Source organism: Rhizobium sp. YS-1r (genome assembly GCF_000757525.1).
GTDB classification, from domain to species: Bacteria; Pseudomonadota; Alphaproteobacteria; order Rhizobiales; family Rhizobiaceae; genus Neorhizobium; species Neorhizobium petrolearium.
In genome coordinates, this window is the sequence record NZ_JPYQ01000006.1 from 410,439 (window position 1) to 435,160 (window position 24,722).

At 60.8% G+C, this 24,722-nt stretch carries 21 protein-coding genes; 12 read left to right on the top strand and 9 right to left on the bottom strand.

Annotated features, from left to right (window positions below; genetic code table 11):
* The first annotated feature begins 36 nt into the window (after positions 1-36).
* Positions 37-672, top strand: a complete 636-nt coding sequence (locus JL39_RS06375; protein ID WP_037147547.1) for a hypothetical protein — start codon at positions 37-39, stop codon at positions 670-672.
* A gap of 101 nt (positions 673-773) precedes the next feature.
* Positions 774-1,874, top strand: a complete 1,101-nt coding sequence (locus JL39_RS06380) for a lytic transglycosylase domain-containing protein (RefSeq protein ID WP_052182704.1) — start codon at positions 774-776, stop codon at positions 1,872-1,874.
* A 21-nt stretch (positions 1,875-1,895) separates the two neighbouring features.
* Here the strand turns inward: JL39_RS06380 and JL39_RS06385 are convergent, their stop codons facing one another.
* Positions 1,896-3,245 (bottom strand): serine hydrolase, encoded by a 1,350-nt coding sequence (locus tag JL39_RS06385; RefSeq protein ID WP_037147550.1) that lies wholly within the window; start codon positions 3,243-3,245, stop codon positions 1,896-1,898.
* A 157-nt stretch (positions 3,246-3,402) separates the two neighbouring features.
* Here JL39_RS06385 and JL39_RS06390 point away from each other — a divergent pair, with 157 nt between their 5' ends.
* From JL39_RS06390 to JL39_RS06410, 5 genes are all read left to right on the top strand, one after another.
* Complete coding sequence (locus tag JL39_RS06390) at positions 3,403-4,650, top strand: DUF3419 family protein (protein WP_037148535.1); 1,248 nt, start codon at positions 3,403-3,405, stop codon at positions 4,648-4,650.
* Positions 4,650-5,318: a class I SAM-dependent methyltransferase gene (locus JL39_RS06395; protein ID WP_052182705.1), complete on the top strand. Its 669-nt coding sequence runs from the start codon at positions 4,650-4,652 to the stop codon at positions 5,316-5,318. Before JL39_RS06390 ends, JL39_RS06395 begins: the two co-directional genes overlap by 1 nt.
* 144 nt (positions 5,319-5,462) lie before the next feature.
* The gene (locus JL39_RS06400) at positions 5,463-6,272 is read left to right on the top strand and encodes a GH25 family lysozyme (RefSeq protein ID WP_037147554.1); all 810 of its coding nucleotides are present in this window, start codon (positions 5,463-5,465) and stop codon (positions 6,270-6,272) included.
* Between the two features lie 116 nt (positions 6,273-6,388).
* A complete protein-coding gene (locus JL39_RS06405; RefSeq protein ID WP_037147557.1) occupies positions 6,389-7,591 on the top strand; it encodes a lytic murein transglycosylase in 1,203 nt (400 codons plus the stop codon).
* A gap of 85 nt (positions 7,592-7,676) precedes the next feature.
* On the top strand, positions 7,677-8,606 hold the full coding sequence (locus JL39_RS06410; RefSeq protein ID WP_037147560.1) for a DMT family transporter: 930 nt from the start codon (positions 7,677-7,679) through the stop codon (positions 8,604-8,606).
* Positions 8,607-9,019: 413 nt separating this feature from the next.
* Here the strand turns inward: JL39_RS06410 and metF are convergent, their stop codons facing one another.
* The 4 genes from metF to ettA form a co-directional block, all read right to left on the bottom strand.
* The gene (gene metF / locus JL39_RS06415) at positions 9,020-9,907 is read right to left on the bottom strand and encodes a methylenetetrahydrofolate reductase [NAD(P)H] (protein ID WP_037147563.1); all 888 of its coding nucleotides are present in this window, start codon (positions 9,905-9,907) and stop codon (positions 9,020-9,022) included.
* A 13-nt stretch (positions 9,908-9,920) separates the two neighbouring features.
* Positions 9,921-10,916, bottom strand: a complete 996-nt coding sequence (locus tag JL39_RS06420) for a metalloregulator ArsR/SmtB family transcription factor (protein WP_037147566.1) — start codon at positions 10,914-10,916, stop codon at positions 9,921-9,923.
* A 172-nt stretch (positions 10,917-11,088) separates the two neighbouring features.
* Positions 11,089-13,389 carry a methyl-accepting chemotaxis protein gene (locus JL39_RS06425; protein ID WP_052182706.1) on the bottom strand — a complete coding sequence of 767 codons (2,301 nt, stop codon included), beginning with the start codon at positions 13,387-13,389 and terminating at the stop codon, positions 11,089-11,091.
* A gap of 227 nt (positions 13,390-13,616) precedes the next feature.
* Positions 13,617-15,266 carry an energy-dependent translational throttle protein EttA gene (ettA, locus tag JL39_RS06430; protein WP_037147569.1) on the bottom strand — a complete coding sequence of 550 codons (1,650 nt, stop codon included), beginning with the start codon at positions 15,264-15,266 and terminating at the stop codon, positions 13,617-13,619.
* Positions 15,267-15,407: 141 nt separating this feature from the next.
* On the opposite strand from ettA, the gene JL39_RS06435 reads away from it, so the two are divergent.
* From JL39_RS06435 to JL39_RS06450, 4 genes are read left to right on the top strand one after another with little or no spacing between them, the layout of a single operon-like run.
* Positions 15,408-16,373: an alpha/beta hydrolase gene (locus JL39_RS06435; RefSeq protein ID WP_037147570.1), complete on the top strand. Its 966-nt coding sequence runs from the start codon at positions 15,408-15,410 to the stop codon at positions 16,371-16,373.
* 54 nt (positions 16,374-16,427) lie between these two features.
* A complete protein-coding gene (locus JL39_RS06440) occupies positions 16,428-17,393 on the top strand; it encodes a DMT family transporter (protein ID WP_037147573.1) in 966 nt (321 codons plus the stop codon).
* A gap of 1 nt (position 17,394) precedes the next feature.
* On the top strand, positions 17,395-18,597 hold the full coding sequence (locus JL39_RS06445) for a CaiB/BaiF CoA-transferase family protein (RefSeq protein ID WP_037147577.1): 1,203 nt from the start codon (positions 17,395-17,397) through the stop codon (positions 18,595-18,597).
* Positions 18,594-20,255 carry a thiamine pyrophosphate-binding protein gene (locus JL39_RS06450; RefSeq protein WP_037147581.1) on the top strand — a complete coding sequence of 554 codons (1,662 nt, stop codon included), beginning with the start codon at positions 18,594-18,596 and terminating at the stop codon, positions 20,253-20,255. Before JL39_RS06445 ends, JL39_RS06450 begins: the two co-directional genes overlap by 4 nt.
* 140 nt (positions 20,256-20,395) lie before the next feature.
* On the opposite strand, the gene JL39_RS06455 is transcribed toward JL39_RS06450, so the two are convergent.
* From JL39_RS06455 to JL39_RS06465, 3 genes are all read right to left on the bottom strand, one after another.
* A complete protein-coding gene (locus JL39_RS06455; RefSeq protein ID WP_037147585.1) occupies positions 20,396-20,737 on the bottom strand; it encodes a RidA family protein in 342 nt (113 codons plus the stop codon).
* Positions 20,738-20,803: 66 nt separating this feature from the next.
* Entirely contained in the window at positions 20,804-21,142 is a 339-nt protein-coding gene (locus JL39_RS06460; RefSeq protein WP_037147589.1) for a TIGR01244 family sulfur transferase, read from the bottom strand.
* A 76-nt stretch (positions 21,143-21,218) separates the two neighbouring features.
* Positions 21,219-22,058, bottom strand: a complete 840-nt coding sequence (locus JL39_RS06465) for a DUF4432 family protein (protein WP_037147591.1) — start codon at positions 22,056-22,058, stop codon at positions 21,219-21,221.
* 240 nt (positions 22,059-22,298) lie between these two features.
* On the opposite strand from JL39_RS06465, the gene JL39_RS06470 reads away from it, so the two are divergent.
* Complete coding sequence (locus tag JL39_RS06470) at positions 22,299-23,642, top strand: L,D-transpeptidase (RefSeq protein WP_244446852.1); 1,344 nt, start codon at positions 22,299-22,301, stop codon at positions 23,640-23,642.
* 167 nt (positions 23,643-23,809) lie between these two features.
* Here the strand turns inward: JL39_RS06470 and JL39_RS06475 are convergent, their stop codons facing one another.
* Complete coding sequence (locus JL39_RS06475) at positions 23,810-24,526, bottom strand: ParA family protein (protein WP_037147596.1); 717 nt, start codon at positions 24,524-24,526, stop codon at positions 23,810-23,812.
* Positions 24,527-24,722: the final 196 nt, after the last annotated feature.

The following is a 24,722-nucleotide window of genomic DNA, read 5'->3' on the forward strand; positions in this document are numbered from 1 at the left end:
GTAAAGGACACCAACGGGTGTTCTGGAGGGAATGGAATGACGGCTGATACCTGGCTCGCTTTTGCCGCGACCGCGATCTTTCTCGTCCTTCTTCCGAGCCCCCTTGCCTGCCTTGCTGCCAGCTTCTCGCTTCAGCGCGGCCGCCGCACGGCGGTCGCCACGATCCCGGGCTTTGCCGTCGGATTATCAGCCGCCCTGATCATGGCCGTCATTCCGCTCGCAGTCGTCGCCCTCTATCTGCCTCGTCTGTTGGAGACGCTATCCTGGGCAGGTCTCGGCTATCTGATGCTTTACGTGCTCTGGTCCTATCAGGATCCGCGGATCTCGGGCCTCGTCGCCGATAACGACAACCTCCCCGAATACCGGGCCGCCCGGATTTTTGGTTGCCTGTTCAGCAAATCCGCCTTCGGCCCGCGTTACGCCATTGTCCTTGCCGCCGCGCTGGCGCAGTTCATCGACCCAGGTCGCCCGCTCCTGCCGCAATTCCTCGAAATGCAGGCGACATTCCTCGTCTGTGCGGTGTTCGGAGCCGGAATCCACGTGCTTTTCCCGCGCCGCGTGATCGGCCGCAAGCGCCGCATCCCTTCCCTCAATTCAGCCTCACGCAAGCCGCAGATGCGATTCATCTCACGGCGCGCGGTTACTGCGGGTTACCGCAGGATTGCCGCATAGCGGGCCTGTCTTGCCGGCCGCCGCCCAATAGGTTAATGGAAATGCTCTTTCGGTGGCATTTGGGCGGACTGGGGTAACCAATTCTTCATGAAGGCGACTCAATGGCGATAATCCGATTGCTCGGCCGCGGGACGGCGGTGGCGTGCGCCATATCTTCAGCTCTTGCCGGATGTTCCAGCGTCGAACGAGAGCCCCGGCTGGCGGCGACTCAGACGACGACCCCGGCGAACGGCCAGCCAGCCGGATCGGTGCAAACGGCATCCGCCGACGGGGGAGCGGTCATCCAATACAGGTCCGACCTTCCGGTTGGCCAACAGCCCCAGACAGCCGCCGCAGCACAACTCGCCGGCGGCCAGCCGACAATCGCACTTGCCAAGTCAGGCAGGCTTGCTGTTCCCGTCCCGCCTGCAGTCGAAGCGGCATCGGTTCAGACGGCTGCGATGGCGTCTCCGACCATGGCTCCGCTCGTCGCCTTCGCGCCCGCAGCGCTTCCGGTGCAGCCGGCGACATCCACCGCCGTAGCATCTGTTGCGGCTGCCCCCGCACCTGTTCCCGCGACGTCCACCATTCTTGCGGCTTCCAAAAGTGGTCGTATCACCTCTCCTCTGGTCGCACCCGCCGTTACTGAAGGCAGGATCCAACCGGCCGCCGCTCAGGCGATCGCGCTCGACGAGCCGGAGCTCACGCCGGACATGGTGGCGCTGCAGTCGGTCGTCCCCACGCCACGCCCGCAGCGGCCGGATACCACGACGCTCGCCTACGCCGCCCAGCCAAAGGCTGTTGCTGCGCTCTCTGCCATGGAATTCCCGCCCGCTCCCGGCGATCCGCTGCCGGCAACCGCTTCCGACGCGCCGCCGCAGCTGAACATGCTCATCAAGCGTTATGCCGGCATATATGGCGTGCCGGAATCGCTCGTTCATCGCGTCGTGCATCGTGAGAGCCGCTACGACCCCAAGGCCTATCACAAGAACGGCTATTGGGGCCTCATGCAGATCAAGTATTCGACCGCAAAATCGATGGGCTATGAAGGTCCGCCGGAAGGCCTGCTCGACGCCGAGACCAATCTCAAATACGCCATCAAATATCTGCGCGGCGCCTGGCTCGTCGCCGACAATAAGAACGACAATGCCATCAGGCTCTATGCGCGAGGCTACTATTACGACGCCAAGCGCAAGGACATGCTGCACGTCCTTCAAAAATAAGGATCCGCGGACAACGGCGCCTCAGGGCGCCGTCACTGTTCTGGTGATTTCCGCGACAAGCGGCAAGGGACTGTAAGGTTCCCAGCCCGGTGTCAGTCCGAGCCGCACGACGACAAGATCAAGCGACGGAATGACCACCACATTCTGGCCATCGTGCCCGTCGAGGAAAAACGCGTCGGCGGGGAGTCCGCTGCTACTGGCGGGCAGCCAGGTCTGCATCTTCGAATAGCGGCCATTCGAAGTCCGGTTCGGCTCATGCATCTCACCGACGAAACCTTCCGGCAGGATACGATTGCCGTTCCACATGCCATCATTCGCAAGGAGCAATCCCAGCCGCGCCCAATCACGCGCCGTGGCGTACATATAGGAACTGCCGACAAACGTGCCGGCCTCATCCGTTTCCATCACCGCACTTGTCATGCCGAGCGGATCGAACAATGCCTTGCTCGGATAGGCGAGCGCAGCCGCCTTGTCGCCGAGCCTGTCCATCCAGACCCTCGACAATATCACGCCCACGCCGGAGGAATAGTTGAAGCGAGAGCCTGGATCGGCTTCGAGGGGCTTAACGATAGCGAAATTCGCCATATCCGGCTCAAGGTAGAGCATGCGTGTGACATCCGCGACCGTGCCGTAATTTTCGTTGAAGGCAAGACCGCTTTCCATCGCCAGCAGATCGGCGAGCCGGATATCGGCACGCTTATCGTCCTGCCATTGCGGGAAAAGGCTCCTGTCCTCCAGCGAAAGCCTGCCGTCGCGGATCAGCGTGCCGATGATCGTGGCGGTGACCGTCTTGGTCATCGACCAGCCGAGCAGTGGCGTATCCTTCGAAAAACCGGTCCCGTAAGCCTCGCCGACAATCCGCCCGTTCTTTACGACCACCACCGCCCGCATATTCGGCCCAACGAGATCGGTATCTGAAAGAAGTTCCGCAACCTTCTGGTCGGATTCAATTTTCCCGCCTTCCGGCCAGAGACCATTTTCATCAGCCGGCCGCGGCGCGGCATGACTCAATCTCGATGCAGCAGACGGATTGCCGTCCGGTGTGACGGCGCAGCCCAGGCCTTCGCGGTAGACCGCGTCATTGCCGGCGATGAAGCCAAGAAGGGCCGCACGCACGCGCTTGTCCGCCGGGTCGACGGAAACCCGCATAAGCTTGAGAAGCGGATGCCCCGGCGCCTGGACATCGACGGCCAGGACCTCATCGCTATCACGTCCTGCAAGGAACACATTGGAGCACACGATCTTCGCCGCGTAGCCGCTGCCGACGCGGAACAATTCCGGCGGCACTGTGTAAAGCCCGATTCCGAGGCCGATGAGACCGACGACGACAACGCTCAAAACGATCTTCACAATCCGGATCAACAACCGCATGCTCGTCTCCCGTTGCGCACGCCGCATGCAATCAGGATTCTCCCTATCGTGGAAGGGCCTTTCGGACATCCGCAACCAACCGGCCACAGGCTGCGTCATCAATCTGTTGCACGACGGGTTTACACGCGCTGAAACCTTGAACAGGCGGGATTCGACCATGGCGGATATTGCACAGGAAGCCGGTTTTCGGAAAAACCAGAAGCTGAAGGACGCGCTTCTGCAGCATAAGGCTCTTTCGCGGCAGGGTTTTTCGGAGAGGCTTTTCGGGCTGCTTTTCTCCGGCCTCGTCTATCCGCAGATCTGGGAAGACCCGGACGTCGATATGGCGGCGATGGAGCTTGGCGAGGGACACACGATCGTGACCATCGGCTCCGGCGGCTGCAATATGCTCGCCTATCTCTCCCGCTCTCCGAAGAAGATCGACGTGGTCGACCTCAACCCGCATCACGTGGCGCTGAACCGGCTGAAGCTTGCCGCCTTCCGCCATCTGCCCGGACATAGCGATGTGGTGCGCCATTTCGGCCTGGACGGCGTGCGCTCCAACAGCAAGAGCTACGATGCCTTCATCGCTCCGAACCTTGATATTGCCACCCGCGCCTATTGGGACAAGCGGTCACTCTCGGGCCGCCGCCGCATCGAAGTCTTCGACCGCAATATCTACAAGACGGGCCTGCTCGGCCGTTTCATCGGCGCCGGCCACGCCATCGCCCGCCTGCACGGCATCAATCTCAAGGAAATGGCGAACGCGCGCTCGCTACGCGAACAGCGCCAGTTCTTCGACGACCGCGTGGCCCCCCTCTTCGACAAGCCGCTGATCCGCTGGGTCACGAGCCGCAAGAGTTCGCTGTTCGGCCTCGGCATTCCGCCGCAGCAATATGACGAGCTGGCGAGCCTGGCATCGGATGGCTCGATCGCGCCGGTCCTTCGCCAGCGCCTCGAAAAGCTCGCCTGCCATTTCCCGCTCCGTGACAACTATTTCGCCTGGCAGGCCTTCGTCCGCCGCTATCCGAAGCCGGAGGAAGGCACGCTGCCGACCTATCTCAAGGCCGAGAATTATCGCGCCATCCGCGGCAACGCAGAGCGTGTCACCGTCCATCACGCCAGCTTCACGGAGCTTCTGGCGCAGAAGGCGGCCGCAACCGTCGATCGCTACGTGCTGCTCGACGCGCAGGACTGGATGAACGATCAGCAGCTGAACGACCTATGGTCGGAAATCACCCGAACGGCCGCTCCGGGCGCTCGGGTGATCTTCCGCACGGCCGCGGAAAAGAGCGTGCTCGATGGCCGCCTTTCCCCCGCTTTGCTCGATCAGTGGCTGTATCTGGATGAGCGTTCCCACGAGCTCAACCTTCAGGACCGCTCGGCAATCTACGGCGGCTTCCACATCTATGTGAAGAGAGCCTGATGGCGACGGATATGGCGAGCGCTTCCTTGTTCCACGATCATGCCGAACGCATGGACCGGATGTACCGGTATCAGCGCCATATCTACGACCTTACCCGCAAGTATTATCTCTTCGGGCGGGATCGGGCGATCGGCGGGCTGCATGTTCCGCCCGGCGCGACGCTGCTCGAAGTCGGCTGCGGCACGGGCCGTAACCTCCTGCTCGCTCACCGGCACTATCCGACCGCCAAGCTCTACGGTCTCGATATTTCCGCCGAAATGCTGGAGAGTGCCCAAGCCAATTTCCACAGGAAGCCGGTCGTGCCGGAATTCCGCGTCGCCGACGCCACCAGTTTCAAGGCTGGGGATTTCGGCGTTGCAGGGTTCGACCGCATCCTGATCTCCTATGCGCTGTCGATGATTCCCGACTGGGAAAAGGCAATCGATGCCGCCCTTGCGGCGCTGGCGCCGAGCGGCTCGCTACATATCGTCGATTTCGGCCAGCAGGAACAGCTGCCCGGCTGGTTCGGGCGGCTGCTCAAAGCCTGGCTCACACGCTTCCACGTGACACCTCGCGCCAACCTGCACGCGGTGCTCGAAAGCAGGCTGTCCGCGGCAGACGCCGATATGATCTTCGAGGAGATCGGCTGGGGTTATGCCTGGCATGCGGTCATCCGCCGGCGCGGCTGACCGGGCACGCCATCGTGCTGGCGGCACGAATCCCTCTTGCCCTAACCGACTTTTTACGACGATATGGCGAATATGGGCTTTGCGCTTCCCGTGTGTTGCTTCGCGGGCAAGTGGCTTCCTGCACAGCATCAACACGGGACATCCATGCCTCGGCTCCTTCTCGCCCTTATTGCGACCGCGATCCTCGGGACGGGCTGCACGTCCACCGACTATGATTTCGTCGAGACTGCATCGGTCAAGAAACTGCCGTTCAAGGACAGCGATCCGCAGGACTTCGGCAAGAATCATCCCGGCCGGCACGAAGTCCACGGAATCGATCTGTCCAAATGGAACGGCGACGGCATCGATTGGGCGACCGTGAAGAAGTCCGGTATAGCCTTCGTCTTCATCAAGGCGACCGAGGGCAAGGATCGCATCGATCCGACGTTCGAAAAGAACTGGCGCGGTGCCGCGGCTGCCGGAATCCCTCACGCGCCCTATCATTTCTATTATTTCTGCTCGACACCCGACGAACAGGCCGACTGGTTCATCGCCAACGTGCCGAGGGGAGCCGTCACCCTGCCGCCGGTGCTTGACGCCGAATGGAACCACGCCTCCCCGACCTGCAAGCTTCGGCCCGATTCAGCGACCGTGCGCGACGTCTTGCAGCGTTTCATGGACCGTCTCGAAGCCCATTACGGCAAGCGTCCGATCATCTATACATCGGTCGACTTCCACCGGGACAATCTGGTCGGCAGCTTCAACGACTATCAATTCTGGTTGCGGTCAGTTGCCGCCCATCCGGGCGAAATCTATGCCGGCCGCCGGTGGGCCTTCTGGCAATATACCTCGACCGGCGTTGTGCCGGGCATCAAGGGCGAGACAGATATCAACGTTTTTGCAGGCACGGCCAAGAACTGGAACAGCTGGGTTGCGACCGTCAGCGACAACAAGACCGTCGCCTCTGCGGAATAGCCATCTGGCGCTGTACGATGCGTTGCGGTAATAACTGCGGCAGCCGCACCAATGCCCACGTTTCGGTCACAAATCTTTCGGAAACGGGCGGTGCTCATTCACTCTGGGAACCCCGAATGTCCTCCGTATTTGTCCGCCGCCTTGCCTTCGCCTCCGTCATCACCGGTTGTCTTGCTTCAAACGCGCTCGCCCAGACGCCCGCGCCAGGCTGCGGCGGCGATCTCGGAGCCTTCCTCGAAGGTGTGAAGGCGGAAGCCGTTGCCAAGGGCATTCCGGCGAGGGCCGCCGATGAGGCGCTTGCCGGCGCGCAGATCGACCAGAAGGTGCTCTCCCGCGATCGCGCCCAGGGCGTTTTCCGCCAGACCTTTCTCGAATTCTCGCAGCGCACCGTCAGCCAGGCCCGCCTCGACATCGGCCGTCAGAAACTGAAGCAATATGCCGATGTGTTTGCCCGTGCGGAACGCGAATTCGGCGTAGCCCCCGGCGTCATTACCGCCTTCTGGGCCATGGAAACCGATTTCGGCGCGGTCCAAGGTGATTTCAATACGCGCAATGCACTGGTGACACTGTCGCATGACTGCCGCAGACCCGAACTCTTTCGCCCGCAACTCATCGCCCTGATTGAAATGGTGCAGCATGGCGACCTGAACCCTGCCACCAATACCGGCGCCTGGGCGGGCGAGGTCGGACAGGTCCAGATGCTGCCTGAGGACATTATCGCCTATGGCATCGACGGTGATGGCGACGGCCATGTCAACGTCAAGGGCAGCGCGCCGGACGCCATCCTGACGGCAGCAAAATTCATCCAGAGTCTCGGCTTCAAGGCCGGTCAGCCCTGGATCCAGGAGGTAACACTTCCGGAAAGCCTCCCTTGGGAAAAGTCCGGGCTTGGCAACGAGATTCCGGCAAGCGAATGGTTCAAGCTGGGCGTGACCCCGCGCGACAATGAGACGAGCTTCGGTGACCTACCGGCGGCGCTTATCCTGCCCCAGGGCCGCAAGGGACCCGCCTTCCTCACATACCCGAATTTCGGCATCTACCTCGAGTGGAACCAATCCTTCATCTACACAACTTCCGCCGCCTATTTTGCGACCCGGCTTTCCGGCGCCCCGCCCTATCTGAAAGGCACGCCCGACCTCGGCCTGGACGATACCGGCATGAAGGCGCTGCAGGCCAGGCTCGAAGCGCTCGGGCACGATGTCGGCAAGGTGGACGGCATCCTGGGCTCGGGCACGCGCACCGCGGTCCAGAAGGAACAGGCACGGCTTGGCATGCCTGCGGACGGTTGGCCGACCCAGGCGCTTCTGTCGGCCCTGTGAGCAAGCGGTATCCTATCATTCAAGATTCGGGTGGCGACTCCGTGATTTGACGGCTATTCCTCGCTTCAATGAGAGGGAGAACCGCATGACGAGCGCCACCAATCCGAAGCCCAGTGCCTCCGCCTGGGCGCTTATCCTGTTGCTCGGACTGATCTGGGGCGGCTCATTCTTCTTTGCACGCGTCGCGGTCCTGGAAGTACCGCCCTTCACTCTGGTATTCCTGCGCCTCTTCCTCGCGGCGCTCGCCCTGCATATCTATCTCCATGGCCGTTTCGGCCTCTATGAGACGCTTGCAACCCATTGGCGCGCGTTCCTCGTCATGGGATTCGTCAACAATGCCCTGCCCCACACGCTGATCTTCTTCGGTCAGACCGAGATCGGCGCAGGCCTTGCCTCTATCCTCAATGCCACCACACCGATCTGGACGGTGCTGATCGCCAATCGCTGGACGACGGATGAAAAATTGACGACGGCAAAACTGGCAGGCTGTCTGACCGGCCTGGCCGGCACGGCGGTGTTGATCGGTCCGAGCGTGACGGATGCCGCCTCTGCTCCCCTCTGGGCGCTGGTGCTGCCGGTGCTTGCGGCAGTCTCCTATGGCGTCGCCGGCACCTATGGCAAGCGCTTCCGCAGCCTGCCGGCACCGGTATCCGCAACGGGACAACTGACTGCCTCGACACTGATCATGCTGCCCGTCTCGCTCATCGCCGACAAGCCATGGATGTTGCCCGTGCCATCCGCCCATGCAGTGCTGGCGATCCTGGCTCTGGCGCTTCTTTCAACCGCTTTCGCCTACCTGCTCTTCTTCCGGATTCTGAGCATGGCGGGTGCCACCAATGCCTCTCTCGTGACGCTCGTCGTTCCTCCGAGCGCCATCCTGCTGGGAGCGCTTTTCCTCGGCGAGCGGTTGGGGATGACTGATCTGATCGGCATGCTGCTGATCGGCCTCGGCCTCGTTTTGCTCGACGGAAGGCTTCTTCGCTATCGCAGCAATCAGCCGGAGAAAGTCTCGTAAGAGGACGAACCCCTCACGAAATATGACGGATATTAACAGTCGTGTACCGGTTTTTAACTTTTGCCGCACGAATCTTCGTGGGAAATTTAGGCAATATAATCAGTTATATATAGAAAGAAGCAGTGAAACTTGTTTCGTTCCCGACGGCAGTGCAGCATAGAATCTGCTTTCCAAGCGCCACGAAAACGACATAAAATTTAATGGTCAACGCAAGGAGGCAGACATGGGACGTACATACTCTCTGAATGTCCTGATAGTCGGTGCAGCGTTCGTGTTCGTGGTATCCATGCTCTTCATCTGAGCCGCCACGAGGTTCCCACTAACAGGTCATATATCTCGCATCCATGACCGTTTGATATCAGCACTTCCAATGAAACGCATGCTCCTCGCAAAGGAGCATGCGTTTTTCATTTTCAGGCAGCGGCAATACGAGGGCTGCTGATCTGTCGACGCCCGAGGCGTTGCAACACGGCGGAGACGAGCGGCGCACGGTTCATCGTATAGATGTGGAAATCGCGGATACCGCGACGGCCCAGATCCTCCATCTGTTCGGCGGCGATATCGGCGGCAACCTTTTCACGTTCCTCGGGCTTCTCGTCCAATCCCTCGAATCGGGCGTCGAGAAAAGCCGGCACGGAGGAGCCGCAGCGCCTGGCGAAGCGCTTGAGCTGCGTCAGGTTCTGGATCGGCATGATACCCGGGACGACGGGAATGCCGATTCCGGCCGCCCGAACCTTTTCGAGGTAGCGCTCGAAGATATCATTGTCGAAAAAGAACTGGCTGAGCGCCCGCGCAGCACCCGCATCCGCCTTGCGCTTCAGGGTATCGATATCTGCCGCGAGATCGGCACTTTCCGGATGCTTTTCGGGATAGGCGGATACCGACACATCGAAATCCCCATATTCCACTAGGGCGCGCACCAGATCGGCCGTCTCGGCAAAGCCTTCGGGATGAGGAGCATAGGCCGTGCCGATCCCGCTGGTCGGATCACCGCGCAACGCCACGATGCGCCGAACTCCGGCGACGCGGTAATCCTCGATGACGGAGCGGATTTCGTCACGCGAAGCATCGACACAGGTCAGATGCGCCGCCGTCGGAAGCTTTTCCTCGCCGATCATCCGCGTCACCGCCGCGAGCGTCGGCTCCTTGGTGGAACCGCCCGCGCCGTAAGTCACGGAGACGAAATCCGGGTCCCAGCCGGAGAGCTGTTCGACGGTTTCCCAAAGCTGGATTTCCATCTCATCCGACTTCGGCGGAAAGAATTCGAAGGAGACGCTGAAAGATTCGCGGTGTGCGGTCATGGATTCAGCTCCCTTAAAGCGCGGTTTGGGTTTCAGCGGGTGCATGCGAAGCGATGAGCAGCCTGCGGTCGCGGGCGAGCCAGACGGTGGCAGTCAGCGCACCTTCCTTGCCGGAACCGAGATCGATCGCCTCTTCGACTTCGAGGCCGACCTTCTCAAGCCATTCCGCCATCACCTGATGGGAAAAGCCGAGACGCACATGGGCGTGGTCATCGCGCAGATATTCGAGCGCATGCGGCGCAAGGTCGACGATCAGCAGCCGCCCGCCCGGCCGCAGCACGCGGGCGGCTTCCGCGATCGCCAGTTCCGGCTGATCGAGGAAGTGCAGCACCTGATGAATGGTGATGAGGTCGAAATCCTGCCCTTCGAGCGGCAGGTTGAGGATGTCGCCGTGTCGGACCGAAGCCTTGACGATGCCGGCCTTATCGAGATTGGCGCGCGCCACTGCGAGCATATCGCGGCTCGCATCAATGCCGATGGCGCGGCGATAAAGCTTCGATAGTAGCTGCAGGATCCAGCCCGTGCCGGTACCGAGGTCGAGAAGCGAGTCTACCGGCGTCGTGCCGACAAGCTTTAGCAGTGTCGCTTCGACGGCGGCGTCGCTGACATGCAGCCGGCGAAGTTCATCCCATTCGGATGCGTTGCGGCTGAAATAGGCCTGGGCATGTTCTGATCTCAGGCGTTTGACGGTCGCAAGCCGCTCGCTGTCGCGCAGAAGCACCGGATCCTCCTCGGAGGAGGCGGCCAGCAGGGTCCTGACGAGCGTTGCCGCCTTCCCGTCCTGCTTCAGCCGGAAATAGGCCCATGCCCCCTCCTGGTAACGGTCGATCAAAGCCTCTTCGGCCAAAAGCTTCAGATGCCGCGAAATGCGCGGCTGCGACTGTCCCAGGATTTCCGTGAGATCGGTAACGGTAAGGTCTCCGGCTGCAAGCAACGCCAGCAGGCGGAAGCGCGTGGGCTCGCCTGCAGTCTTCAGGACATCCACCAGCGTATCCAGCGCCATACCCATTCCGACACATCTCCAGCCAATCAACATATAAAGATATGTTTATGTGATTTTGCGACTTTATGCAAGCACTAAACGATCCATGCGGCAAGGGATCGGCAGAACGAGGAAAGGCGGCCCGAAGACCGCCCTTCCCAATCCGCCTGATCGATCTCTCCGATGATCTCTGTCGCGATCAGAACTCTTCCCACTCCTCCGCGGACTGCGCCACAGCGACATTGCCGTGAGAGACTGGCGCGCGCGAAGAGGCCTGGCGGGTGGGTGTGGTAGGCCGAGGAGCAGATACAGTCGCCGCCGGAGCACGCATGCGAGCGGCGGCATCGCGAAGCGGAGAGGTTGCGCTGCTGCCCCCGAGCTGGAAGTGCGACAGCAGATCGCTAAGCTTGGCGCTTTCCTGTGCGAGACCAGCGCCAGCGGCATTCATCTCTTCCACCATCGCCGCATTCTGCTGAGTCGACTGGTCCATGTGGTTGACGGCAGTGTTGACCTGCGCCAGCCCTGCCGATTGCTCCTGGGCCGCAGTCGCGATCGCGTCCATATGGGCGGTGACGGTCTGGACCAGATGCTCGATCACGCCAAGGCCTTCGCCCGTATCGCTGACCAGCTTGACGCCCTCGCCCACGGCAACCGCCGAGTTGGAGATAAGCGCCTTGATTTCTTTCGCGGCATTCGCGGAGCGTTGCGCGAGTTCGCGCACTTCCTGGGCGACGACGGCAAAGCCCTTGCCGGCATCGCCGGCGCGCGCCGCCTCGACACCCGCATTGAGCGCCAGGAGATTGGTCTGGAAGGCGATCTCGTCGATGACGCCGATGATCTGGCCGATCTGATGCGACGACTTCTCGATCCGCTCCATCGCTGCGACCGCATTGCGAACGACGTGCCCCGATTGGTCAGCGCGTGCGCGGGCATCGCGGACGACATCACGAGCCTCGGAGGTACGCTTTGACGTCGCCACCACATTGGCAGTGATCTCTTCAAGAGCTGCTGCTGTCTCCTCCAGCGAGGCGGCCTGCTGTTCGGTGCGCTTGGACAAGTTATCCGAGGCATCCGAGATTTCCTTCGAGCCGCTGGTAACGGTCGAAACCGAGTTGCCGACACTCAAAAGTGCATCGCGGAGCTGACGGACTGACGTATTGAAGTCGTGCCGCAGACCTTCGAACTGCGGCGCGAAGGCTTCGTTCACCTCACAGAGCATGTCCCCGTTTGCGAGGCGTCGCAAGTGCGCGGCAAGCGCACCGGTCGCCTGGTTGAGACGGGCCTCGGCTTCGGCCTCCGTCTGCCGCTGCATTTCGACACGCTCGGCCTCCGAACGGCGGCGGCTGGCATCGGCCTCTGCTTCGAGTTCATTGTTGCGGATGGCAGCTTCGCGGAAGACCTCGACCGAGCGCGCCATGTCACCGATCTCGTCCTTGCGATCCGCATAGGGAATGGCTTCCTCGGTATTGCCTGCAGCAAGGCTCGCCATCCGGCCACTGATACGGCGGATCGAACCGGACAGGCTGGAGGCAACAAGGAAACTGAAGCAGGCGACGACGGCGATCAAGGCAACGAGCACGCCACTGATCGTCAATAGCCTGTTGGAAGCGCCCATCGTCAGGTCGTCGGCGAGACGTACCAGCTCTCCCGAAGCCTCCTCGACCAGATCGGCCGAGAGCAACCTGCGCTGTTCCATCGCGACAGTCCATCGGTCGTAGTCCGTGGCAGCGGGCGTATGAAGTTTCAGTGCATCGAAGGTCTTCAGGAGGTCAATTGCGAACGCACCGTCGGGCGCGTTCCAGAAAGCGTCAAGCTTGGCCAGCACCGTTGGCGCCAGTGCAGCACGCATATGCTTTTCGTAGATGCGCACCTGCTGGCGACCCTGAACATAACGGGCCACTTCCTCGGACGTCAGCGTACCATTCTTGGCGAATTGCTGGCCCATCCGGGTCACAATCGCATAGCCATTATTGACCTGCACCAATGCATGAATGCCATCGATGGCGCGCGCCAGCGCGCGATCCTCGGTCAGGTTGGCAACACGAGCCACAGTATCGAGCGTCTGCTGCGACAAGGGCGTGAGATATTGTGCGGTAAGAAGCGGGTTCTTGTCGCCGGCATCGATCTTGGCGCGGAATTCGCCCATGCGGGCGTAACGATCCTCCAGGGCGGTAATCGTCTCCTCAAGTCCGCGGTCGGCCATGCCCTGCGACTTGATGCGAGCATAGTTGTCGACCAGAGCCTTCTCGATCGTATCCGCGTTCTTGCGCGCTGCATCGCGCTCAGCAGGTCCCGCATAGCTTTCAGCGGAGATCGCATTCATCATGCTACCGGCCGGCCCTACAAGTTTGGTAAGCGTCCGCGTCCTGTCGAACTGCCTGTAATTCTCATAGGCACTCAGCCCCAAAGCCGCACCGAGCACGATCGCAGCAGCGGTTGGTATAACAGCGACAAGTGCCAGAGAAGTCCGAAAAGACAGACGTTCAATGAAACGGGCCATGGCGATCAATCACTCCCCAGTCTCCCATCCTCATGATGGCGCCAAGGACCGAACGGGCATGGTCCTGCTATCGTTGACAACCTAGGAGGAGAGTCTTTGCGTTTTCTTGCGGCCCCACTATCAAATAGTTGGAGTAATTTCTCGCATTTATAAGGTGCGACTTAAATGAGAAGCATGAAAAAGCCCCGCCGAAACGGGGCTCAACAATTCGTCGAAGTGCCTTTTGCTCAGCGCGTCAGACGCTTGTAGGTGACGCGTTTGGGATTGACCGCGTCGGCACCGAGACGACGGATCTTGTCGGCTTCGTAATCCTCGAAATTGCCTTCGAACCATTCGACATGGCTGTCGCCTTCAAAAGCAAGGATATGGGTGGCCAGACGGTCGAGGAACATGCGGTCGTGGCTGATGATGACCGCGCAGCCGGCAAAACTTTCGAGCGCATCTTCGAGCGCCGAGAGGGTTTCCGTATCGAGGTCGTTGGTCGGCTCATCGAGAAGCAGCACGTTGCCGCCGGCTTTCAGCATCTTGGCGAGATGCACGCGGTTGCGCTGGCCGCCGGAAAGCGTGCCGACCTTCTGCTGCTGATCGCCGCCCTTGAAATTGAAGGCGCCGCAATAGGCACGGGAGTTCATCTCGTGCTTGCCGAGCTTGATGATATCGTTGCCGCCCGAAATCTCCTCCCAGACGGTCTTCTTGCCGTCGAGCGAATCGCGGCTCTGGTCAACGTAACCGAGATGGACGGTGTCGCCGACGCGGATATCGCCGCTGTCCGGTTTTTCCTGACCGGTGATCAGGCGGAACAGCGTGGTCTTGCCGGCGCCGTTCGGGCCGATGACGCCGACGATACCGCCGGGCGGCAGCTTGAAGGAGAGATTTTCGAAGAGCACGCGGTCGCCATAGGACTTGGAGATGTTCTCCGCCTCGATGACCACCTGTCCGAGCCGCTCGCCGACCGGAATGATGATCTGCGCTTCGCCGGGACGACGATCCTCCGCCGCCTTGACCAGTTCGTCATAGGCGCGGATACGGGCCTTGGACTTCGCCTGGCGGGCCTTGGGAGAGGATGCGATCCACTCCTGCTCGCGGGCAAGCGCCTTCTGGCGGGCGCCCTCTTCGCGCTCTTCCTGTGACATGCGCTTCGCCTTGGCCTGCAAATAGGCGGAATAGTTGCCCTCGTAGGGAATGCCGCGGCCGCGGTCGAGCTCGAGGATCCAGCCGGTGACGTTGTCGAGGAAGTAGCGGTCGGGGGTGACCATCAGGATGGCACCGGGATATTCCCGCAGATGCTTTTCGAGCCAGGCGATCGTCTCGGCGTCGAGGTGATTGGTCGGTTCGTCGAGCAGCAGCAGGTCGGGCTGGCGCAGCAGCAGTTGGCAGAGCGCGACGCGGCGCTTTTCACCGCCGGAGAGATTGTCGATGGTCGCGTCGCCCGGCGGGCAGCGGAGCGCCTCCATCGCCATCTCCACCTGGCTTTCGAGATCCCAGAGGTTCTGGCTGTCGATGATGTCCTGGAGCTTGGCGCCCTCTTCCGCCGTCTCGTCGGAATAGTTCATCATCAGTTCGTTGTAGCGGTCGAGGATCGCCTTCTTGTCGGCAACGCCTTCCATCACGTTGCCGAGCACGTTCAGGCTCTCGTCGAGCTGCGGCTCCTGAGCGAGATAGCCGAGTGTCGCGCCATCCGCGAGCCATGCCTCGCCGGTATATTCCGTATCGAGGCCGGCCATGATCTTGAGCACGGTCGACTTGCCGGCGCCGTTCGGGCCGAGGATGCCGATCTTCGCATCGGGATAGAAGGACAGATGGATATTCTCCAAAACCTTCTTGTTGCCGTAGGCCTTGTTAAGGCCGGCCATGTGGTAAATGAACTGACGTGCCATCGGATAAATTGCTCCACGGGGGAATTTTGTTTGCCGCTATGTAGTGCATCGGACCGAAAAGTGTGAAGCGCTTTTCGGAAAAAACCGATGCATAAGCAAGAAAATCACGCATAAACGGCGCAGAGCGATGGGAGGACGGGGATGTTCGACGAAACGAGGCGGCTTTCGAGCCCGACGGGGGCAAGTCTTGCCTATCACTATCAGCCGGCTGCAGGACCGGTCAGCGGCATCTTGCTGATCTCCCACGGCCTGGCTGAACATTCCAAACGCTACCGACCGTTTGCCGAGATCATGGCTTCGCACGGCTTCCACGTCTATGCCTTCGATCACCGCGGCCATGGCGAGACGACGGCGTCCGATGCTCCAATCGGTCGTTTTGCGGGGAGCAAAGGCGCACGGCTGGTTCTGGAAGACGTGAAGGCCATACGCGACATGGCGGCAGATGCCCATCCCGGCTTGCCGGTCCTGCTCTTCGGTCACTCCATGGGAGGGTTGATCGCATTCAACGCCGCCATCGACTTTCCCGGAAGTTTTGGTGCTGTCGCCGTCTGGAATTCGAACTTCCACCCAGGCATGGCCGGCCGCGCGGCGCAGGCAATCCTCCTCACCGAAAAAGCCCTGAAGGGCTCCGACGTGCCGAGCGGCCTTCTGCCGAAACTCACTTTCGGAGCCTGGGGCAGATCCATCCCCGGCCACCGCACCGAATTCGACTGGCTGAGCCACGACCGGGATATCGTCGATGCCTATATCGCAGACCCGCTTTGCGGTTTCGGCGCCAGCGTTTCGCTCTGGCTCGACCTTTTCGAGATGACGTTCCGCGCGCCGGCGCTGATCGGCCGCCTGCAAAAGGATCTGCCCATCCATCTGGTCGGCGGCGCGGAGGATCCGGCCACCAACGGCGGCCGCGAAATTCTCTGGCTCTCAGAACATCTCAAGAAGAATGGTCTTTTGAACGTGACCACGAAGATCTGGCCGGGCACGCGACATGAAACGCTGAACGACACGGTCCGCACCCGCGCCATTGCTGAATTCGCATCCTGGGCGAAAGCCGCGCTGCCGCCTGCAGCACCTGTCGTCAAAACCGGCTCGTCATCTAAAATGGAATGAGTTCATGACATTTATTCAAGTGCTTCCGCTGTCATGCGCGGCTATAGGAGGTTCATGAGTTCGTCGTCTGCAAGCCTTGCTGCCTCGACACCCGAGACCCGAATCGTCCATGGTCTCGGACTGATGATCCTTGCCATGCTGGTGGCGCCCTTCATCGACATATTCTCCAAGCTTGCCACCGACTCGGCTTCGCCGACTTTCATCACTGCTGCCCGCTTCCTTTTCCAGGCGCTCTGCATGCTGCCATTCGTTTTGTGGAACGGCTCGTGGCGCACCTTTTCATGGCAGCTCAGCATCTACCATGCGATCCGCGCAACGGTGATTACGCTCTCCATGATCTGCTTCGTCGCGACGCTTGCGGTGATGGAGGTTGCGGACGCGGTCGCCATTTTCTTTGTCGAGCCGATCATCCTGACGGTGCTCTCCAGCATCTTTCTCAAGGAAACCATCGGCTGGCGTCGCTACACAGCCTGCGGGATCGGTTTTCTCGGGGCATTGATCGTTATCCGTCCGAGCTTTCAGGAAATCGGCTTCGTCGCCCTGCTGCCGATCGTCACCGCCCTCGGCGTGGCGATCTTTGCGCTCCTGACCCGGGCACTGGCGCATCGCGAAAATCCATGGTCGATGCAGTTCCAGATGGCACTCTGGGGCATTCCGATCTCCGGCCTGCTGCTTTTCGTTGGCGACCGGACCGGCATCGCGTTCCTCGCGCCGTCCCTGCCGGACTGGTTGACCTTCACCTGGCTCGCCGGTGTTGGTGCTTTCGCCGCCCTTTCCGGCATTCTCGCCGTCTATGCCTATCGGGCGGCCCCTGCCTCCGTCATCGCCCCTCTTCAGTATTTCGAGATCGTCTCGGCGACGTTGCTCGGTTGGCTGGTCTTCGGCGATTTCCCCGATCCGATGAAATGGCTCGGCATATCGATCATCATCGGCTCCGGCCTTTACATCATCTGGCGGGAAAGGCGCGTGGCTTCCGTGAAGCCGATCACCGGCGCCGCCAAGTCAACCGTGACCCCATGATATGAACCAGACAAACAAGAAACCGCCACTTTCAGGCATCCGCGTTATCGAACTTGCCCGCATTCTCGCCGGGCCCTGGGCCGGACAGGTGCTGGCCGATATGGGCGCCGACGTGATCAAGGTGGAAAATCCGGACGGCGGCGACGATACACGCGCCTGGGGTCCGCCTTTCGTCGAAGGGAAGAACGGCGAAAATCTTTCGGCAGCGTATTATCACTCGACCAACCGCGGCAAGCGGTCCATCACCGTCGATTTCAAAACGGAGGAAGGCCGGGAAATCGTTCGCCGACTTGTTGCCACGGCGGACGTGCTGATCGAGAATTTCAAGCTCGGCGGGTTGATGAAATACGGCCTCGACTACGAGAGCCTCAGGAAGATAAACCCGAAACTGATCTACTGCTCGATCACCGGCTTTGGCCAGAACGGCCCCTATGCCAGTCTCGCCGGTTACGACTATATCGTCCAGGGCATGTCCGGCTTCATGTCGATTACCGGAGAGCCGGACGGCGAACCGATGAAGGCGGGCGTCGCCATAGCCGACATCTTCACCGGCGTCTATGCCGTAACGGCAATTCAGGCAGCGCTGATTCATGCCCTCAAAACGGGCGAAGGTCAGCATATCGACATGGCGCTGCTCGACGTCCAGGCGGGCGTGCTCGCCAACCAGAACATGAACTACCTCATCTCCGGCAAGGCACCGGTACGGCTTGGCAATGCGCATCCGAACATCTCGCCTTACGAAGTCGTGCCGACGGAAGACGGCCACCTGATCCTTGCGGTCGGCAATGACGGCCAGTTCCGCCGCTTCTGCCGCCTCCTGGGGATCGAACAGGTTGCCGAGGACGAGCGTTTTGCGACCAACAAGGCCCGTGTCGCCAATCGCGGCGAGGTACGGCGGCTGGTCGTTGCCGAGACGACTAAGTGGAAGAAGGCACATCTGCTTGCCGCCTGCGGCGAGAATGCCGTACCGGCCGGCCCGATCAACTCGATCGCGGAAATGTTCGACGACCCGCAGGTGAAGGCGCGCGGGCTCCGGATCGATCTCGAAGCGCCGGACGGTACCGTGATTGCCGGCGTGCGCAACCCGATCGTGCTGTCCGAGACACCACTTGCCTACCATCGGCCGAGCCCGGCGCTCGGCGAACATACCGCAGACGTGCTGGCCGAACTGGAAGACATGGAAAGGAGGGGGGAACAGAAATGAAGACCGCCACGAAAACCGGGGGCCAGCTCATCGTCGAAGCCCTCAAGGCGAACGGAGTAAAGCGCATCTCCTGCGTTCCCGGCGAAAGCTATCTCGCCGTGCTCGACGCGCTTTACGAAAGCGGCATCGACGTCATCGTCTGCCGCCAGGAAGGCGGCGCGGCGATGATGGCCGACAGCTGGGGCCGGCTGACGGGCGAGCCGGGCATCTGCATGGTGACCCGCGGGCCAGGCGCCACCAACGCATCGGCCGGCCTGCATATCGCCCGGCAGGATTCGATCCCGATGATCCTCTTTATCGGCCAGGTCGCCCGCGACATGCGCGAGCGTGAGGCCTTCCAGGAGGTCGAATACCGGCGCGCCTTCACGGAATTTGCCAAATGGGTGGGTGAGATCGACGATGCCCGCCGCATTCCGGAATTCGTCACCCGCGCCTTCGCGGTCGCAACCTCCGGCCGCCCCGGCCCGGTCGTGCTGACCCTGCCGGAAGACATGCTGGTCGAGGAGGTCGAAGCAGCGGAGGCCCGCGCCTACATGCCGGTCGAAAGCCATCCGGGCAAAAGCCAGATCGCGGCATTTGAAACGGCGTTGAAAGAGGCGAAGCGGCCGATGTTCATCCTCGGCGGCACGCGCTGGAGCGAAGAGGCGCATGCCGATTTCACCGACTTCGCCACCCGCTTCAAGGTGCCGGTCTCCTGTTCGTTCCGGCGCCAGATGCTTTTCGACCATCTTCATCCCTGCTACGCAGGTGATGCCGGCATCGGCATCAACCCGGCACTCGCCAAGGAAATCAAGGATGCCGATCTTCTTGTCCTGCTCGGCAGCCGCATGTCGGAAATGCCCTCCTCCAGCTACACGCTGATCGACATTCCCTATCCGAAGCAGAAGCTGGTCCACATCTTTCCCGATCCGGAAGAACTCGGCCGCATCTACCGCCCGGATCTGGCGATCTGCGCCGCACCCGCGGAATTTGTCGCCGCCCTGAAAGAGCTTGAAGCCCCCGCCTCGCCCGCATGGGCGGATCGCACGGCGTCCATGCACGCATCCTATCTCAAATGGTCGACGCCGCCGGAAGCAGGACCGGGACCGGTGAGGATGGGACCGATCATGCAATGGATCGAAGAGAACGTGCCGGATGACGCGATCTTCACCAATGGCGCCGGCAACTATGCGACCTGGCTGCACCGGTTCCACCGCTTCCGCAAATATAACACGCAGTCCGCCCCGACGTCCGGTTCGATGGGCTATGGCCTGCCGGCTGCCGTCGCGGCAAAACAGCTGTTTCCCCAGCGCGAAGTCGTATGCTTTGCCGGTGACGGCTGCTTCATGATGCACGGCCAGGAATTCATAACCGCCGTGCGTTACGGCTTGCCGATCATCACGGTGCTCGTCAACAACGGCATCTATGGCACGATCCGCATGCACCAGGAGCGGGAATATCCGGGGCGCGTCAGCGCCACCGACCTCGTCAATCCGGATTTCGTGGCTTACGCGAGAGCGTTCGGTGGATATGGCGAACTGGTCGAAAGGACGGAGGATTTCGGCCCGGCCTATCTGCGCGCCCGCGCCAGCGGCAAGCCGGCGATCATCGAGGTGAAGCTCGATCCGGAAGCCATCACGCCTGCACGGACACTGACCCAGATAAGGGAAAAGGCATAAGGGGGTTTGCCCTCATCCGCCTGCCGACACCTTCTCCCCGCAAGCGGGGCGGAGGAAACATGCCGCACCGTTTTCCACGACCTCGGAGATCACATAGGGAAATCCCCTCTCCCCGCAAGCCGGAGAGAGGGTCAGGGTCGTTAGATCGCAGCCGTAACGATGAACTCGACCTTGTATTTCGGCGCAGCGAGCTTGGCTTCGCTGGTGGCGCGGGCCGGCGGGTTTGCCGGATCAATCCAGGCTTCCCATACAGCATTCATCTCGCCGAAATAGGCGATATCAGAGAGATAGATAATCGTCTGCAGGATCTTCGACTTGTCGGAGCCGGCAGCTGCCAGCAGGCGGTCCACTTCAGCGAGCGCCGACTTGCACTGATCGGTGACGCTTTCGCCCTCACCCACCTGGCCGGCCAGATAGGCTGTGTTGCCGTGGATGACGACGCCGCTCATGCGGGCGCCGGGCTCGATGCGCTTGATGCTCATGGAAATGCTCCTGGATTTTGAGCTGCGGGAGGAAGCCTCGTGCGTCGGGCACGAGGCGCGAAAATCTCAGCCGCGGATATGCTGGCTCTTCTCGTAGATCGCCGTCGACCGGGAACCGGAACGGCAGAAGCCGAGCATCGGGCGCGGGAATTCATCGAGCGCGTCGACCATGGCCTTCACGCCTTCCGCATCGACACCCATGCGGCCGACAGGGATGTGGCGGATGTCGAGGCCGAGCTCCTTGGCGCGTGCGGCAATGTCGGCGAACTTCGGCTGGCCGGGCTCCTCGTCGTCGGGGCGATTGCAGACGACCGACTTGAATCCCATCGCCTTGATCCGGTCGAGGTCCTCGACGGTGATCTGACCCGTGACGGAATACTCGTCGTTGATCTGTCGGATATCCATGGCGCAATCTCCGTTTTATGGCGGCGCCAGCATTACGACGGTGTCGCGGGGGCGTCAATCGCAGATGAAACACCTGTCAGCCGAAGCTGAACCGCAATCCGTAGTCAATGCTCTCACCCGGCTTCAGCAGCGCCAGCTCCCCCTTTTCCGCGAGTTCGTAGCGGCTCGCCAGCCGATGCGAAACCGGCTCAATTCCAAGAACATGCGCGGGCGATTTCTGGTTCCGCCAGATCTGCAGATGCGGCAGTGTGTCAGTCCTGAATTTCACCTTCAGCGTCAATCCGTCGATTGCAGCAATCGGACCGAGTGCGATTTCCGCCCATTGCTCGCCTTGCTGTAGTGCCGGCACACAGAAGACGCCACCGGGATCATTGCCAAACGTCCAGGGAAAGCCGCCTCCCTCCAACATCTTTCCGGTGAGCCGCACATGCTCGTCAAATAGCCAGGCACCGATATTCATGTGGTACATATGTACGGGGTAGAACGGTTTCGGGCCTGTATTGGTCACCCTGTCCGAGAGGCTTACCTCGCCCGTCTGCCCGTCGATCCGCCAATGGCGCTCCAGGAGGGCTGGTTCGCCCGTCGCCATCTTCACGACAACCCGCGCATGACATTCGGCATCCTCCCCCTGGGCATCCCAGAAAAGGATTTCGGCCGGGTGCGACGAGAAGGAGCCATGCAGCGGATACTTTTTGCCGTTACCCGTTCCTTCGATCGGCTCCGGGTGACGAATGTGATCCGGTCCGCAGGTGAAGAGAAAACCTTCGAGCGAGTGATCGATTCGTGGATCGCCGTCATCGGGAATCGCTCGACCGGGCGAAAGGTCGGTTTCGCCGATGAAACAGCCGCCGATATCGAGCATGGAGGTTTCGTCGAGGAAAAGCTTCGGGCCTTTGGCCGCAAAAAACGCCTTCATAATCATTCCCTTCACGGATTCGCAAAAGTCTCTAACCGATCGCGACGAGAATTTAACGCCACGTTCATCACGAATTCACTTTTTTCACACTACCGTCAAAATTACCTTGTCTGTGGCGATAGGGTATGGAGCGGGAACGAACGGCCGATTTCCCGATTACGTGTAGAGAGCAAACAGGAACTCGGTGACATCGTGAAGCGGTTATTTTTCGCAAGCGCCAGCCTCGTCGTTTTGACCGCGATCCAGGGGATCCCTTCGGCCGAGGCACAAAGCCGGTACGATCGGTATCCGGCCGATACGATCCTGGTCGCCCCTGATGGTGCGATCCTCGACTACGTGCCCGATCGCGGCGACGTCGTCATCAGCCGCGATGGCATGGGCCGTCGCGTGTTCATCGACCGCTACGGCAATGTTCTGGCGACCGAGATACGTCAGGAGACATATCGGCCCGCCCGCGCCGAAGAATATCCGCCAGCTCCCGGCGGCTATCGTCGCTTCCGCGATCTCGGCGGCTATCAGGACGGTTATGGTTATCAGGATTACCGCGACTACCGACCAGGTGAACCGGGCAGCGTTACCGGCGCAATACCGGGCTCAGGTTCGGTCACTCGCATGCCTCTGGACGAGCAGCAGATGCCTGGCGCAGACGACAGCTATCCCCAGGAAGCGTCGATCGAGCCGGACCAGCAGGCCATAGAAAGTCTGCATCCGCAAAAGCCGATCATTGCAGTGACTAAAAAGCCGCAGGCAGAGATTGCTGCTCTTCAGGTTTTCCTGGATCGGGAAGGCATTTCACCCGGCGTCATCGACGGTCATCTCGGAGAGAATGTCAACAAGGCGATCGCCGCCTGGCAGGAAATGACCGGCGAGACGCTCGATCCGAACAATTCAGAGGACATCATGCAGCGCCTGACCTATTCGGGCGGCCTGCCTATCATCGACTATACGATTACCGCCGCCGATGCGGCTGGTCCCTATGTTGCGGCGATCCCGGAAGACTATGCCCACAAGGCCCAATTGCCCGCCATGTCCTATACCTCGGTGACCGAGAAGCTCGCCGAACAATTCCACATGGACGAAAACTATCTGAAGGCATTGAATCCGGGCGTGGACTTCACAATTCCGGGCACAATCATCAAGGTCGTCAATCCGGGTCAGCCGAAGGCCGGCCAGGTAACCCGCATCGTCGCCGACAAAGGCAGGAAACAGGTCTTCGCCTACGGCGCCGACAATCAGCTCATTGCGGCCTATCCGGCCACGATCGGCTCGACCGATACACCCTCCCCGACCGGCACGCACACGGTCCAGCGTGTCGCGTTGGATCCAGGCTACACCTACAATCCCAAGATCAACTTCAAGCAGGGCAACAATGACCAGATCCTGCAGATTCCGCCTGGCCCGAACGGCCCGGTCGGCAAGGTCTGGATTGCACTCTCCAAGCCCACCTACGGCATTCATGGCACGCCGGAACCCTCCAAGATCGGCAAGACCAACAGCCACGGCTGCGTGCGCCTGACCAACTGGGATGCAACCGAGCTTGCCAAGATGGTGAAAACCGGAGCAATCGTGGAATTCGTGGAATAGGTCTCGGTTATTCTCCTTTAGTCGCTGCAAAGCCCTTCAGCACCATCTGAGTTTCTTGCCCGCCTGGCATCGGGAATCATGTTCAAAATGCAGCGCGGCCGGCTCTTTCGAACCGACCGCGCCACAAGCAAGCCCCGGGCTGAACAGGACCTGGGCATTGATCCGCGTCAGGCAGCGCTGCGCCTGAAGCCGAAGATACGCGGCGCACCGGTCCGGATTACCTTCGCCGGCATCAGGCGCATGACTTCCTCCGCGAACGCCCGGGCATTTTCCTTGGCTTTATCGACATTGCTGACCTTCGCAGGGTCGAGCGTGTGGAGCGTGCCGCCGATCTCGAAAAGCTCCTTGAAGGCGATGCGCTCACCGATGGGCGTGTCGAGAACGTGAACGCCGCGGGCCGCCAGCAAGCCCTTGATCATGAGCAGCGCCTTGGTGGTGACCATGGAGGTCACGCGGGTGAGCACGACCGAATGGGCGATGTCGAGATTGGCCTTCTCCTTCAGGAAGGACAGGAGATCGAGAATCTGTGCCGCACCCCTGGCATCCATGGCCGAGCCCTGGACCGGGATCATCACGTGATCCGAAAGGCCGATCGTGGTGGTGACCAGCGCGTCACGGGCGCCGGCAAGGTCGATGATGAAATAGTCGGTCCGTGGTCCCATCTCGCGCAGATGACATTGCAGAGAGGCGATGGTGACCTCGGATATGACCTCGATGTTGCGAACGTGGCCGGAAGTCTCGAACCACTGGCTGATCCAGCGTTGCGGATCGCCATCGATAACCGTGACGCGAAACCCCTGGTGGGCAAGTTCGGTGGCAAGCAGCAACGCCGCAGTCGTCTTTCCGGCACCGCCCTTGGCATTGGCAAAGGAAATTACAGGCATTTTCGGTCCTCGAAGAAGTCTTGAGCCCCATCGCTCACGAGGACACCGGTAAACATGGTGTCTTGGGGATCATCCTTGCGAAACATGGTTAATGAATTGTAAATTTAGCAGTCATTAATATCACTCAGGAAATTTAGCTTTCGGCCCTAAAATGTGGAAAACTCGGAGGTTTTGCGCCTCCGGGGTTCAGTTAACG

Excerpts from the sequence above, each read along its gene's own strand:
- JL39_RS06425 (WP_052182706.1), bottom strand. The coding sequence starts at position 13,389 with ATGGCCCGTTTCATTGAACGTCTGTCTTTTCGGACTTCTCTGGCACTT.
- JL39_RS06475 (WP_037147596.1), bottom strand. The coding sequence starts at position 24,526 with ATGCCTGTAATTTCCTTTGCCAATGCCAAGGGCGGTGCCGGAAAGACG.
- JL39_RS06445 (WP_037147577.1), top strand. The coding sequence starts at position 17,395 with ATGAACCAGACAAACAAGAAACCGCCACTTTCAGGCATCCGCGTTATC.
- JL39_RS06440 (WP_037147573.1), top strand. The coding sequence starts at position 16,428 with ATGAGTTCGTCGTCTGCAAGCCTTGCTGCCTCGACACCCGAGACCCGA.
- JL39_RS06385 (WP_037147550.1), bottom strand. The coding sequence starts at position 3,245 with ATGCGGTTGTTGATCCGGATTGTGAAGATCGTTTTGAGCGTTGTCGTC.
- JL39_RS06380 (WP_052182704.1), top strand. The coding sequence starts at position 774 with ATGGCGATAATCCGATTGCTCGGCCGCGGGACGGCGGTGGCGTGCGCC.
- JL39_RS06405 (WP_037147557.1), top strand. The coding sequence starts at position 6,389 with ATGTCCTCCGTATTTGTCCGCCGCCTTGCCTTCGCCTCCGTCATCACC.
- JL39_RS06420 (WP_037147566.1), bottom strand. The coding sequence starts at position 10,916 with ATGGGTATGGCGCTGGATACGCTGGTGGATGTCCTGAAGACTGCAGGC.
- ettA (WP_037147569.1), bottom strand. The coding sequence starts at position 15,266 with ATGGCACGTCAGTTCATTTACCACATGGCCGGCCTTAACAAGGCCTAC.
- JL39_RS06400 (WP_037147554.1), top strand. The coding sequence starts at position 5,463 with ATGCCTCGGCTCCTTCTCGCCCTTATTGCGACCGCGATCCTCGGGACG.
- JL39_RS06390 (WP_037148535.1), top strand. The coding sequence starts at position 3,403 with ATGGCGGATATTGCACAGGAAGCCGGTTTTCGGAAAAACCAGAAGCTG.
- JL39_RS06410 (WP_037147560.1), top strand. The coding sequence starts at position 7,677 with ATGACGAGCGCCACCAATCCGAAGCCCAGTGCCTCCGCCTGGGCGCTT.
- JL39_RS06435 (WP_037147570.1), top strand. The coding sequence starts at position 15,408 with ATGTTCGACGAAACGAGGCGGCTTTCGAGCCCGACGGGGGCAAGTCTT.
- JL39_RS06465 (WP_037147591.1), bottom strand. The coding sequence starts at position 22,058 with ATGAAGGCGTTTTTTGCGGCCAAAGGCCCGAAGCTTTTCCTCGACGAA.
- metF (WP_037147563.1), bottom strand. The coding sequence starts at position 9,907 with ATGACCGCACACCGCGAATCTTTCAGCGTCTCCTTCGAATTCTTTCCG.
- JL39_RS06455 (WP_037147585.1), bottom strand. The coding sequence starts at position 20,737 with ATGAGCATCAAGCGCATCGAGCCCGGCGCCCGCATGAGCGGCGTCGTC.
- JL39_RS06375 (WP_037147547.1), top strand. The coding sequence starts at position 37 with ATGACGGCTGATACCTGGCTCGCTTTTGCCGCGACCGCGATCTTTCTC.
- JL39_RS06395 (WP_052182705.1), top strand. The coding sequence starts at position 4,650 with ATGGCGACGGATATGGCGAGCGCTTCCTTGTTCCACGATCATGCCGAA.
- JL39_RS06460 (WP_037147589.1), bottom strand. The coding sequence starts at position 21,142 with ATGGATATCCGACAGATCAACGACGAGTATTCCGTCACGGGTCAGATC.
- JL39_RS06450 (WP_037147581.1), top strand. The coding sequence starts at position 18,594 with ATGAAGACCGCCACGAAAACCGGGGGCCAGCTCATCGTCGAAGCCCTC.